The 12106-nt window shown below is 75.0% G+C and carries 11 protein-coding genes; 6 read left to right on the top strand and 5 right to left on the bottom strand.

The genetic code is table 11. The features are described from left to right. Positions 1–133: 133 nt before the first annotated feature. Both D0D15_RS33915 and D0D15_RS33910 read right to left on the bottom strand, forming a co-directional pair. On the bottom strand, positions 134–604 hold the full coding sequence (locus D0D15_RS33915; RefSeq protein WP_233157299.1) for a MarR family winged helix-turn-helix transcriptional regulator: 471 nt from the start codon (positions 602–604) through the stop codon (positions 134–136). Between the two features lie 71 nt (positions 605–675). Then, entirely contained in the window at positions 676–1713 is a 1038-nt protein-coding gene (locus tag D0D15_RS33910) for a LacI family DNA-binding transcriptional regulator (RefSeq protein WP_244215010.1), read from the bottom strand. A gap of 30 nt (positions 1714–1743) precedes the next feature. On the opposite strand from D0D15_RS33910, the gene D0D15_RS33905 reads away from it, so the two are divergent. After that, entirely contained in the window at positions 1744–2883 is a 1140-nt protein-coding gene (locus tag D0D15_RS33905) for an MFS transporter (protein ID WP_094005913.1), read from the top strand. Further along, positions 2880–4334, top strand: a complete 1455-nt coding sequence (locus tag D0D15_RS33900; protein WP_094005914.1) for an alpha-amylase family glycosyl hydrolase — start codon at positions 2880–2882, stop codon at positions 4332–4334. The genes D0D15_RS33905 and D0D15_RS33900 overlap by 4 nt, the downstream gene beginning before the upstream one ends. Here D0D15_RS33900 and D0D15_RS33895 read toward each other — a convergent pair. The 3 genes from D0D15_RS33895 to D0D15_RS33885 form a co-directional block, all read right to left on the bottom strand. Then, positions 4331–6826 (bottom strand): transglutaminase TgpA family protein, encoded by a 2496-nt coding sequence (locus D0D15_RS33895; protein ID WP_094005915.1) that lies wholly within the window; start codon positions 6824–6826, stop codon positions 4331–4333. The two genes, D0D15_RS33900 and D0D15_RS33895, sit on opposite strands and share 4 nt — an antisense overlap. Before the next feature lie 61 nt (positions 6827–6887). Then, entirely contained in the window at positions 6888–8162 is a 1275-nt protein-coding gene (locus D0D15_RS33890) for a DUF58 domain-containing protein (protein WP_094005916.1), read from the bottom strand. A 6-nt stretch (positions 8163–8168) separates the two neighbouring features. Further along, on the bottom strand, positions 8169–9257 hold the full coding sequence (locus tag D0D15_RS33885) for an AAA family ATPase (RefSeq protein ID WP_162830725.1): 1089 nt from the start codon (positions 9255–9257) through the stop codon (positions 8169–8171). Positions 9258–9505: 248 nt separating this feature from the next. On the opposite strand from D0D15_RS33885, the gene D0D15_RS33880 reads away from it, so the two are divergent. From D0D15_RS33880 to D0D15_RS33865, 4 genes are read left to right on the top strand one after another with little or no spacing between them, the layout of a single operon-like run. Then, complete coding sequence (locus D0D15_RS33880) at positions 9506–9856, top strand: hypothetical protein (RefSeq protein WP_094005917.1); 351 nt, start codon at positions 9506–9508, stop codon at positions 9854–9856. Positions 9857–9860: 4 nt separating this feature from the next. Continuing rightward, positions 9861–10391, top strand: a complete 531-nt coding sequence (locus tag D0D15_RS33875; protein ID WP_094005918.1) for a DUF3558 family protein — start codon at positions 9861–9863, stop codon at positions 10389–10391. A gap of 9 nt (positions 10392–10400) precedes the next feature. Then, positions 10401–10958 (top strand): PE-PGRS family protein, encoded by a 558-nt coding sequence (locus D0D15_RS33870; protein ID WP_094005919.1) that lies wholly within the window; start codon positions 10401–10403, stop codon positions 10956–10958. After that, the gene (locus D0D15_RS33865; RefSeq protein ID WP_094005920.1) at positions 10955–11668 is read left to right on the top strand and encodes an ESX secretion-associated protein EspG; all 714 of its coding nucleotides are present in this window, start codon (positions 10955–10957) and stop codon (positions 11666–11668) included. The genes D0D15_RS33870 and D0D15_RS33865 overlap by 4 nt, the downstream gene beginning before the upstream one ends. The last annotated feature ends 438 nt before the right edge of the window (positions 11669–12106 follow it).

Below are 12106 nucleotides of genomic sequence, written 5' to 3'. Positions count from 1 at the left end.
CCGGGTGGGCTGTGGTGCTCGGTGGGGTGCCGGGTGGGTCGTGGTGTGCGGCGAGCCGTGCTCGTGGGGTGCCGGGTGCGTAGGTGGCGGGCTTCTCGCGGGCACGGGATCGGTACGCCGTGGTCCGTTGGGGTCATTGCGGCGCCGCCGCGCCGGGGAGGGAGGACCCTGGCTTTCCCTCGCCCGCGAGGCGTGTCATCAGGTCCGCCGCGATGCGCAGCACGTCGCGTTCGGCGGGGGTCAGCTCCGTGCGCAGCGCCTCGGCCAGCCAGGCGTTGCCGTCGCGCACGTGGTCGTCCAGGGCGGCCCGCCCCTGGGCGGTGAGCCTGATCGTCTGCTGGCGGCGGTCCCGGTCGTCGCGCGATCGTTCGACCAGTCCGGCCTCGTCGAGGGCGTTGATCGTCCGGGTGAGCGACTGCGGCTGCAGCCCCTCGACGTCCGCCAGCGCGGTCGGCGTCAGCGGGCCGCCGTGCCGCAGGTTCGCCAGCACCGACGTCTCCAGCCGCGTCAGCCCGGTCCGCCCGGTCTCGGCACGCAGCCGCTGCGCCAGACGGGACACGGCCCACCGCACGGCTCCCGCGGTCTCCCAGCAAGCATCGTTCACAGGTGCCACGCTAAAGCTTAATAACTGGCCCCGTCAAACCCAAGCAGGACCCGAAAATAACAAGCTGCTGCTTACTGTCTGGTGCTGGTGCGGACGACCACCGACCACGGGGCCTCACCCGGGGCGTCGGCCCCCAGGGCGATCAGCGCGCAGCTCCGGCCCTGCTCGCACAGGGACTGCGCAACCGTGGTGAGCCCCTCCCGCTCCGCGTCCGGATCGTCGTCCCACCCGGCGACCGCCACGTCCGCCGGCACGCGCAGCCCCCGGCGGCGGGCGGCGTCCAGGACGGCGAACGCGAGCTGATCGCTCATCGCCACCACCGCGTCGGCCCCGGTGTCCAGCAGCGCGTCGGCCAGGGGTGCGGCTTCGGCCCGGTCGTTGCGCGCCACCACGGCCACCGGCATCGCCCCGGCGTCGAAGCCCGCGTCCCGGCAGTGACCGGCGATGCCGCGCAGCCGCTCGCGCGTCACCGGGAACTCCACGCTCTCCGGATCCGGCCCGGTCTCCAGACGCGCCCTGCGGTCCCGCCCGAACGGGAAGCTCAGCACGGCCGGCCGGGCCGCACCGGCGAACACGCCCGGCGCCAGTTCGCGAGCCGAGGCCCGGTTGTCGATCGTGACCACCCGGGCGCCGGGCACGGCCGGGCCGCCGTGCACCGCGACCGGCTTGCCCAGCCCGGTCACCACGGGCAGCACCGGATCGGTGTCGGCGGTGGTCCACACGATGTAGCCGTCCACCGATGCCGACGTCACCCGCTCGACGTCGGTGTCCTCCCCGGTGGTCGGAATCAGGTTCAGCCCGGTCCCGCGCTCCCGGCAGACCTCGGCGACCCCGGTGAGGAACCTCCGGGCCTGCGGGTCCTCGAAGGCGTAGGCGAGGTGCTCGCCGAGCACGACCCCGATCGTGCCGGTGCGGCGGCGGCGCAGCGACCGCGCGGTCGGGTCCGGCCCCCGGTAGCCCAGCTCGGCGGCGACCGCGCGGACCCGGCGCAACGTCTCCGGCGCGACCCGGTCCGGCTGGTTGTAGCAGTACGACACCGTCATCGGCGAGACACCGCTGCGGCGCGCCACCTCGGCCATCGTGACGCGCGGCGATCCCGGGCTGGACATGCCCCCACCCTATCTGTGTATCGTTACACAATGCGCATCCAGAGGACGGGTGTCGCGCTCGGAGCGCTCAGCGCCGCCTGCTTCGTGTCCGTGACGTCGGAGAACCTGCCGGTCGCCCTGCTGCCGCAGTTCGCGGCCGGGTTCGGCGTCTCCGGCTCGGCCATCGGGCTGCTGATGACCGGGTACGCGATCGTGGTCGCGGTCTCGGTGGTGCCGCTGGTCGCGCTGACGGCCCGCTGGGACCGCCGCACGGCCGCGCTCGTCACGGTCGCGGCCATCGCGGTGTCGAACCTGCTGCTGGCGCTCGCACCCGGGTACGCCGTCGCGGTGGTCGCCCGGCTGGTCGCGGCGGCCGGGCACGGCGTGTTCTGGTCGGTGGTCGCGCCGATGGCCGCCCGGCTGCTCGGACCGGACCGGTCCGGCCGCGCCACCGCGGTCGTCTTCGCCGGCAACTCGCTGGCGTTCCTCTTCGGGCTGCCGCTGAGCTCGTGGCTCGGGGAGACGATCGGCTGGCGGCCCACGGTCCTCGCGGTGGCCGGCGCCGCCGCGCTGGCGGCGGTGGTGATCCGCGCGACGGTCGAGCCCACCCCCGCCGGACCGCCGGCGCCACGCCGCGGCGCGCTCGGCCGGGCCCTGCTGCCGGTCAACCTCGCCACGCTGGTCGTGGTGACCGGGCACTTCGCCGCGTTCACCTACATCACCGCGATCATCGCCGACTCGGTCCACCTCACCGGGGCGGCGACGTCGGCCCTGTTGTTCGCGCACGGCGCGGCCGGCCTGCTCGGCCTGGTCCTGATCGGGCGGCGGGTGGACAGCCGTCCGCGAGCCACCGCCCTGGTCGTCACCGGCGGCCTGGCGGTGTGCATGGTCGTGCTGCTGATCCCGGGTTCCGGCGTGGTCGCGGGCGCCGCGGTCGTGCTGTGGGCCGTGCCGGCCGGCGGGATCGCCGTGGTGCTGCAGGCCGCGGTCCTGCGGGTGGCCGCCCAGCCGGACCTGGCGTCCGCGGTCTACATCGTCGCCTTCCAGGTCGGCATCGCCACCGGCGCCGCGGTCGGCGGCGCCGCCCTCGACCACGGCGCCCTGCCCGCCGCGGTGGCGCTGGCGGCGGGCTGCGGGCTGGCCGCCACGCTGATCGTCCGGCGGTCCGCCGCGTTCCGGGGCACGCCATGAGGCCGTGGTGGCAGGACGCCGTGATCTACCAGGTCTACCCGCGCAGCTTCGCCGACAGCGACGGCGACGGCGTCGGTGACCTGCCGGGCATCCTCGAACGACTGCCGTACCTGCGGTGGCTCGGCGTGGACGCCCTGTGGATCTCACCGTTCTTCCGGTCGCCGATGCTCGACTTCGGCTACGACATCAGCGACCACACCGCCGTCGACCCGGTCTTCGGCACCGGCGCGGACGCCGACGCCCTGATCGCCGCCGCGCACGCGCACGGCCTGCGGGTGATCCTCGACATCGTGCTGGGCCACACCAGCGACCGGCACCCGTGGTTCACCACGCGCCCGGACTTCTACGTGTGGCGGGACGGGTCCGCGCCGCCGAACAACTGGCTCGCCGGGTTCCCGCCGGGCAGCCCCGCCTGGACGTGGCACCCCGGGGCGGGGCGGTGGTACCTGCACTCGCACCTGCCGCAGCAACCGGACTTGGACTGGACCAATCCGGCGGTGCGGGCCGCGCAGCTGGACGTGCTGCGGTTCTGGCTGGACCGGGGCGTGGACGGGGTGCGGCTCGACTCGATCAACCGCCTCGGCAAGGACCCGGCGTTGCGCGACAACGTGCCCGGCGAGCCGTCGCGGCACCAGGACTGGCCGACGCTGCACGACTACCTGCGGGAGGTGCGCGCGGTCGCCGACGCCTACCCGGACGTGGCGGTGATCGGGGAGGTCTGGGAGTTCGACCAGCGCCGCATCCTGCCCTACCTCGCGCCCGGCGAGCTGCACCTGGCGCACAACTTCGTGTTCGCCCGGGTGCCGTGCGACGCCACGGGAATCCGGCGCACCGTGGAGGAGTTCCTGGATCTGGCCGGGCCGGACGTGTGGCCCGCGTGGTTCCTGAACAACCACGACGAGCCCCGGATCGCGAGCCGCTGGTCCCCGGGCGGCGCGCGGCTGGCGGCGATGCTGCTGCTGACCCTGCGGGGGACGCCGTTCCTGTACCAGGGCGAGGAACTGGGCCTGCCGGACACCGCGTTGCCACCCGGGACCGGCACCGACCGCAACGGCCGCGACCCGCAGCGCACGCCGATGCCGTGGGCGCCGCCGTCCGAGGCCGGCCCCGGCGCCGGGTTCACCACCGGCGAGCCGTGGCTGCCGGTGGGGGACACGGCCGAGCACCTCAACGTGGCCGTCGAGCGTCGGGACCCGGCGTCGATGCTGTCGCTGTACCGCGCGCTGCTGGCGCTGCGGCGCGCCCGGCCCTCACTGCGTCACGGCAGCCAGGTGTTCCTGGACGCGCCGCCCGGCGTGCTCGCCTACCTGCGGGTGGCGGGCCGCGAACGCACCCTGGTGGCGCTGAACTTCGGCGACACGCCCCACGCGCCCGGCTTCGGCGGCCGCCCGCTGCTGGCGACTGGGGACGTGCTGGCCCCGGGCGCCGGCGCCGTGTTCGACGCCGGTTAGCGCTTGCGGAACACCGAGCGCGGGAACAGCCGCCCGCGCCAGGACATCGGGGCGTTGCGCTGCAGGCTCCGGCGCAGCCCCTCGAACGCGGTGGCGAGATCGGCGTCCGTGGACTGGCTGGGGGAGTACCACGAGCGCTCCACCTCGGTGACCACGGTGCGCAGGTCGGTCTTCCCGGCGTCGTCCAGGTTGTGCTGCACCGCCATCTTCTGCGCCGCCGCCCGCACGGTGTCGCTCGGCGGGATCGGGATGCCGCGGTCGGCGCACTCGTCCATCAGCTCCGCCCACGCCGCGTCCGCCGCGCCCGGACGGCGCGCCGTGATCGCGGTGAGGCGCCGCCGCCGCTGGATCTCCCGCAGCACCGCGGGGGCCATCCCGGCCACCGCGACCAGCAACAGCACCAGGGCCAGCACCCAGTGCACCAGCCACGCGGTGAGCACCACGGCGACCAGCCACGCCCCGGCCGCGGCCAGCGGCAGCCAGGACGCCGTCCGCCCGCGGAACTTGCGGATCGCGAAGAACGCGCCCGCGGTCAGGGCCAGCGCGATCAGCACCAGCACCAGCGCGGTCCACCCGGTCCAGCCCGGCGCCGAACCGGCCGGCGCGGCCTGCGTGCCACCCGGGTTGGCGGCGCTGCCCTGCGTCTCGGGGACACCGGTGGGCGCGACCCGCGTGGTGGACACGCTCGGCACGTCCTGCTCCTCCGAGTCCGAGGACCCGCTGGAGGTGCCGCCGGACTGCAGGTAGGGCGGGACGTAGCCGCGGCCGTCGGAGCGCGGCGTCGGGTCGAAGCTGACCCAGCCCAGGTCGTGGAAGTACACCTCGACCCACGCGTGCGCGTCCTGCGAGGTGATCATGCGCGAGTCGCCGTCGGCGTAGCCGGAGGTGAACCCGACCGCCACCCGCGACGGGATGTTCAGCACCCGCAGCATCACGGCCATCGCGGAGGCGAACTGCTCGCAGAAGCCGCGCTTGCCGTTGAGCAGGAAGTCGGCCAGCGCGTCGCTGTCGGTCGCGGCGGCCGTCTCGGTGTCGTAGGTGAACCCGTTCTCGGCGCTGAAGTACCGCCAGATCGCGCTCGCCCGGTCGAAGTCGGTGGCCGCGCCCGCCGCGAGGTCCTGCGCGAGGCTGACCACGCGCGGGTCGACGCCGGTGATCTGGCTGTAGCTCGCCGGGATGTCGCCGCCGCGCGTGCTGGCCGACTCCAGCTCCTCCTTCGTCGGCTCGGCCAGGGACGCGGTCTCCACGTAGGCGGGGATGCGCTGCTTGCGCTCGCTGAAGACCGCGCCGCTGGTCGGGTCGTAGTACCAGCCCTGCGACACACCCTGCAGGCCGCGCAGCTGCCCGTACACCGGCATCCACACGTCGACCCAGTTCAGCGGCTCGATCTGGATCTGGCGCGCCTCGCCGGAGCCGTCGTCACCGGGCGCGGCCGGCAGCGGCTGGTTGGCCGGGAAACCGGCCGGCATCGGGCCGTCCGGGAGGCTCCATCCGCGGTTGGGCCGGTAGGTGTCCAGCGTGAACGCGCGCAGCAGGCGCTTGTCGTTGCCCAGGCCGCGGACGCGGAAGAGGTCGACCGTGCTGCCCTGGTCGAGCATGCCGCGCAGCGAGGTGAACGGGTTGACGCCCAGCCCGCCGGACCCGGCGCCCGCGCCGCTGCGGCCGCTGCCGGGCAGGCGCCCGACGGTGCCGACCGCGGTGATCGCGGTGCCCGCGACCAGTCCCAGGACCACGGCGACCGCGACCACGGCCACCGGTGCGGACGCGGCGGCCGGCGCGTTGCCGAGGCCGGAGTCGCGGTTGCGCCAGCGGCGGTGCCGGTGGTTGCCGTCGACGGCGAGCAGGCCCGCGAAGGCCGCCGCGCCGAGCAGGAACGTCCACCACGGGAGCATGTCGTCGGCCAGCGAGGCGGGCACCGCGTAGACGCACAGCAGCACCAGGCCGGTGGCGGCGGGCGCGGACGCGGCGACCGCGAGGGTGTCCACGAGCACCGCGACCAGGCCGATCGCGATGGTCACCAGGCACAGGATCGGCGGGGTCGCCTCGACCGGCGGCAGGCCCGTGCGGATCTGCTCGAACGCCGCGGTGAGGACACCGTTGATCTCGCTGAACGCGGCCGGGCCGGGGATCACGCCGAGGATGCCGCTGCCGGTGAACACGCCGGTGATCAGCAGCAACAGCACGACGAGCTGGGCCAGCCCGACCACGGCGGTCGGCGTGCGGATGGTCCGCAGCGCGAGCCCGGTGGCGGCGACGAGCACGACGGCCACCGTGACGTACCCGAGCCAGCCGGCCCCGCCCACGACGCCGGTCAGCGAGGTGGAGGCGCACAGGGTGGCCAGGCCGGCGGCGATCGGCGCGAGGACCGAGCCCCGCCACTGCGGCGGCGGCTCCACGACGCGCTGCGTCGGCCGGTGCAGCTCCGGCCGCCCCGGCGGTGGGGCGTCGGGCTGCTGCCCGGGACGCGGCGGACGGCCGGCCAGCGTGGTCACTGCGTTCCCCCGGAGTTCAGATGGCCGGGTGCCCGGCCGGTGGTCGGCGACGGCGCCACGCTCACAGCGCACCCCCGATCAGGGTGCCCCGCCCCGCGGCCGTGCGGCACAGATCGCCCCAGACCTGGGGCATCGGGGAGGTCGGGCCGGCCACCACGACGCCCCAGCCGGACGCGCGCAGCAGGGCCGCCGACTCCTCGGTCGCCGCCGCGCGGTGCTCGGGCGCGCTCACGCCCCCGGACCACGCCGGGGTGTCCAGCAGCACCGCCAGGCTGCGGATGCCACGCGGCCGGAACCGCGCCAGCTCCGTCACCGCCTGGTTCGACACCGTCCCCAGGATCGCGATCAGCTCCTGCCCCTCGGCCGGATCATGACCCGTCGTCAGGTCCCGCTGGTGCGCCGGCTGCAGCGCGGCCAGCGCGTCCAGCAGCACGTTGTCGTAGCCCTCGCCGCCGTCGCCGGGCACGTCGGCCAGCGGCTTGCCGTGCTCGGTGACCAGGCGGACGCGGTGCCCGGCCCGCCGCACGTGCACGCACACGCTCGCGGCGAACGAGATCGCCCACTCCAGGCTCGCGGCCGGGCCGGTCCCGTGGTGCGCCGCGGCCCGGTGGTCGAGCAGGACGGTCGTCCCGCCGCGCCACGGCCGCTCCTCGACCCGCACCATGATCTCGTCGCGCCGCGCGGTCGAGCGCCAGTGCACCTTGCGCAGGTCGTCGCCCTGGCGGTACTGCCGCACGATCACGTCGGTCTCGCCCTGGCCGGCGTGCAGCCGCACGCTGCCGTCGTCGCCCGCGCCGATCCCGGCGCCGCTGGGCAGCCCCCACAGCGACACCACCTTCGGCACCACGACCAGCCGCGAGTGCGCGATCAGCTCGCGGTCGAACTCGCACAGCCCGAACGGGTCGGTCAGCGTCGCGCGCAGCGGCCCGACCTGCTGGATCCCGCGCATCATCGGCTGGATCGGGTACCGCAGCGCGATGACCCGCCCGTGCGGCAGCCGCTCCACGACGAACCGCGGCCGCGACCCCAGCGCGTAGGGCACCCCGTCCTCGAGCAGCACCTCACCGGCGGGCAGCTTGCCGTTGCGCCACAGCGCCAGCTCCACCTCGCCCGCCGAACCGGCCGAGACCCGATCGGGCAGCAGCGTGCGGGACGCGCCGATGCGCACCCGCGACGCCGCGATGAACAGGGCGATCAGCAGCGGCAGCGCCACCACGAACACCGCGACCCGCAGCAGGTCGCGCTCGTTGAGCACCACCGCGCACACGGCGGCCGCCACGCCGGCGGCGAGCAGGCACCGCCCCCGCGTGGTCAGCCCGGACAGCGAGCGGAACACGGCCGGCTACCGGCGGCCGGCGGTCTGCGGGTGACCGCCCTGGGGCACCGGCACCCGGTGCAGCACCGCGCGGACCACGTCGGTGGCGGAGCGGCGGGCCGCGTGCGCCTCGGTGGTCAGCACCAGCCGGTGCGCGAGCACCGGGACGGCGACGGCGTGCAGGTCGTCCGGGACGACGAAGTCGCGGCCGGACAGCGCGGCCTGGGCGCGCGCCGAGCGGACCAGCTGCAGCGTGGCCCGCGGCGAGGCGCCCAGCCGGATCTCCGGCACCTGGCGCGTCGCGGCGACCAGGTCGACCGCGTACTTGCGCACCTCCGGCGCCATGTGCACCGCGCGGACCTGCTGGATCAGCCGGTTGAGGGTGGCCGCGTCGGACACCGGCTGCAGATCGGCCAGCGGGTCGTGGCCGGCGTGCTCGTCGACCATGGCCAGCTCGGCCTGCTGGTCGGGGTAGCCGATCGACACGCGCGCGGTGAACCGGTCGCGCTGCGCCTCGGGCAGCGCGTAGGTGCCCTCCATCTCGATCGGGTTCTGGGTGGCGATGACCATGAAGGGGTCGTCCAGGCGGTAGGTCGTGGTGTCGACCGTGACCTGCTTCTCCTCCATGCACTCCAGCAGCGCCGACTGGGTCTTCGGCGACGCGCGGTTGATCTCGTCGCCCACCACGATGTTGGCGAACACCGGGCCGGGCCGGAACTCGAACCCGCCGGTCTGCCGGTTGTAGATGGACACGCCGGTGACGTCGCTGGGCAGCAGGTCGGGCGTGAACTGGATGCGGCTGACCGTGCAGTCGATCGACCGGGCCAGCGCCTTCGCCAGCGACGTCTTGCCGACGCCCGGCACGTCCTCGACCAGCAGGTGGCCCTCGGCCAGGAGCGTCACCAGCGCGACGCGCACCACCTCGGGCTTGCCGACGAGCACCCGCTCGACGTTGCCCGCGATGCGGCGCATGGTCTCGTGCAGCTCACCGTGGCCGTTGTGGCTGATCGGCAGGCCGTGTGCCGGGCTCGCACCGGACGGGTGGTACGGCGCTTGCCCGGGCGCCTGCTCGCCGGTGAACTCCCCGGACGATGCAGGCTGTGTCCTCGACGTCACTCGACCTCCTGGTGCCGAAGCCCATTTTTCAAAACCGGAACACGGGTGCGGCCCGCCTGAACCGCGCCGCGGCGCGGAAGGATCTCACAGCCGGGGACGGGCGACGCGCGCGGTGGCCCGCCCCGGCACCCAGCCTGGCATCCAGTGTGTCAAACCCCGGCCAAGTCGGTCGAAGAACCCTGAATTCGATTCGGACGCTATGCTGCGTTGCGGAACCGGTCGGCTACCGAGAGGTGCGAACAGAACCGATGACCGACACGCACAGTGGCCTGAACGTGAACGCGGGGGCGTTCGCGGTCTCGCCCGAGCTGGCGGCCGGGGCCTATCAGCAGATCAGTCAGCTGCAGGACGTCGTCGGCGAGATGGTGCGGGAGGCCCGCGTGCTGGGCCGCACCGTGCCGCTGGGCGGCGGGTACGCCGGCGAGGTCGGCGAGTTCATGGCCCGCTACGGCCTGGGCGGCCCCGGTTCGGCCGCCGATTCGCTGATCCGGTTCGGCCAGGAGCTGGAGACGCTGAAGACGAACATCCGCCGCGCGCTGAAGCGGTACTCCGACAGCGACGACGACGCCGCCGAGGGCGTCGACTGCAGCGGTGGCTGAGCGGATGCGCGGTGCGGTCCTGGTGCTCGCCGCCGGCGCGCTGCTCGCCGCGTGCGGGCAGCCGGTTCCGCCGCCGCCCGCGGCGCCCGTCCTGTCCAGCTCCGCCCCGGCGCCGAGCGCGCCGCCGTCACCGGCCGGGCTGGCCGCGCTGAAGCCGTGCGAGCTGCTGTCCGCGACCGACCGCTCCACCGCCGGGCTGACCTCGCTGGGCGAGGAGAAGACCATCGGCACCGCCCGGGCCTGCGACTGGACCGAACCGGGCACCTTCGGTGTCACCGTCACGCTCGCCGAGGACGCGCCGCTGGCGTCGCTGGAGATCGACAAGGGCACCGGCAAGCGCGTGACCGTCGGCGCGCACCGGGGTTTCCGGGTGTCCGACCGCCGCGCCGGGGACGGCACGTGCGCGGTCCTGCTCGGCGTCGGCCAGGAGGCCAGCGTGCAGGTGGACGTGACCAACACGGGCTTCGCGGACACCCCGCTCGCGTGCGAGCGGGCCGACACCGTGGCCCGGCTGATCGAGCCGAAACTGCCCTGAGGAGCCGGCGTGAACCAGGTGCCCGAGCCGACGACGCGGTACGAGTCCTACAGCCACGAGGCGATGGCGGCCGAGGTCGCCGACGGCAACGACCCGGCCACCGCGGGCCGGATCGGTGAGCAGTGGGCGGGGCTGGCCGCGCGGCTGCGCGAGTCGGCGCAGGCGCTGGGCACGATCGCCGAGCGGGCGGGCGAGGCGTTCCAGGGCCCGGCGGGGGAGGCGCTGCGCAAGACGCTGGCGAAGGCCGAGAGCTGGTCCGGGCACGCCACCGAGCTGTCGATGACGCTGTCCGACGCGGTCGGCCGCCAGGCCGGGATCGCCGCGCGGGCGCGGGACGAGATGCCGCCGCCGGTGCCCTACGACCCGGCCGCGATGATCCGGGAGGCCGCGGCGAGCGGGAACTTCCTGGCGCTGGCCGGGCTGTCGGACGCGATGGAACAGCGGCGGGCGGCCGCCGAGGAGGCCCGGCAGAAGGCGATCGACGTGCTCAACGCGCGCGACGCGGCCCTGCGCGAGTCGGTGCCGGGCCGGTTCTTCGACGAGCCGCCGGAGCTGGGGCAGCCGTGATCCGGGTGTCGGCGTCCGCGTTCGACGTCCTGTGGCACGACCTCGGGCACGCCCGGGTGCCGGCGCCGCTGGAGGTGCGCAGTGTCGGCGCGACCGAGGCCGAGCGCGCCGAGATCCGCCGCGCGGTGCACGCGAACCTGGCCGAGCGGGGGTTGCGCGACGGCGACCGGCTGGACCCCGCGCTGGAGTCCCGGCTGGCGACGCTGGCGACCGCGGAGGTCTACGTCGAGTGCGAGGCCCTGGCCGACGTGCAGGCGGAGGTGCCGTTCCGGGCGGTGGCCGCGGCCGGCGGCAGGCGGGGCGTGCTGGCGGCGCAGCCGAGCCGGACGATCGGGCTGTCCGGGATCCGCGACACGGAGGTCTGCACCGCGGTGGTCGACCTGCTGCCCCCGCTGGAGCCCGGGCCGGGCTACGGAGTCAGCCTCCCGGCCGACGCCCTGTCCGGCGGTGGTGTTTCGCGGGCGGCCGCGCGGCAGGTGGACGAGGTGCGCGCGATCCAGTCCCGGCCGGTGCTCGGGGCGGGGCAGTTCACGGTGCGCGTCCGCGAGGGCGGACGGCTGCGCCGGGTGGGCGGCGTGAGCTGGTTCCGCACCGACCAGGGCGCGTACCTGGGCACGGTGGAACCCGGGCGCGGGGGAGCGCCGTGGGTGAACGTGGTGCCCGCCGGCTCGGCCAAGGTGGCGGCCCGGCTCGCGGAGCTGCTCGACTGAGCCGCCGCTCGCGGCTCGCACTGTTCGGCGCTGCGGCTCGCGGCACCCACCACTACCCCCGCGGCCTGAGCGCGGAACTCGCCGGCCTGAGCGCAGAACTCGCCGGCCTGAGCGTGGGACTCGCGGGCCTGAGCGTGGAACTCGCGGGCCTGAGCGTGGAACTCGCGGGCCTGAGCGTGGGACTCGCCGCTCCGCGAGTGCCACTCGCGAGTTCCGCGTTCCCGCTCGCGAGTTCTGCGTTCCGGCGCGCGAGTTCCGCGTTCGCGAGGGAGGTGGGTTTGCTGGCGGGCGACCCCGGGGCGGCGGGGGGCGGGCCGCCGTGCGGGGGGGCGGGGCGGGGGGGGCCGCCAGCCCGTCTCTTTTACACATATTCCAGCCCACGAAACTAGGCATGAGCACGGATGCCGGCCTCTGCGTGGTAAAAAAAAAAAAATAAAA

Origin of the sequence: Amycolatopsis thermalba (genome assembly GCF_003385215.1) — a bacterium.
In the GTDB taxonomy this organism is placed as follows: Bacteria; Actinomycetota; Actinomycetes; order Mycobacteriales; family Pseudonocardiaceae; genus Amycolatopsis_E; species Amycolatopsis_E thermalba.
The sequence above is the reverse complement of the archived record's forward strand: the minus strand, read 5'-3'. Positions and strand labels throughout refer to the sequence as shown.

Bases quoted from the DNA above. Each gene is read 5' to 3' on its own strand.
- D0D15_RS33875 (WP_094005918.1), top strand. From the start codon at position 9,861: ATGCGCGGTGCGGTCCTGGTGCTCGCCGCCGGCGCGCTGCTCGCCGCG.
- D0D15_RS33910 (WP_244215010.1), bottom strand. From the start codon at position 1,713: ATGTCCAGCCCGGGATCGCCGCGCGTCACGATGGCCGAGGTGGCGCGC.
- D0D15_RS33900 (WP_094005914.1), top strand. From the start codon at position 2,880: ATGAGGCCGTGGTGGCAGGACGCCGTGATCTACCAGGTCTACCCGCGC.
- D0D15_RS33905 (WP_094005913.1), top strand. From the start codon at position 1,744: ATGCGCATCCAGAGGACGGGTGTCGCGCTCGGAGCGCTCAGCGCCGCC.
- D0D15_RS33880 (WP_094005917.1), top strand. From the start codon at position 9,506: ATGACCGACACGCACAGTGGCCTGAACGTGAACGCGGGGGCGTTCGCG.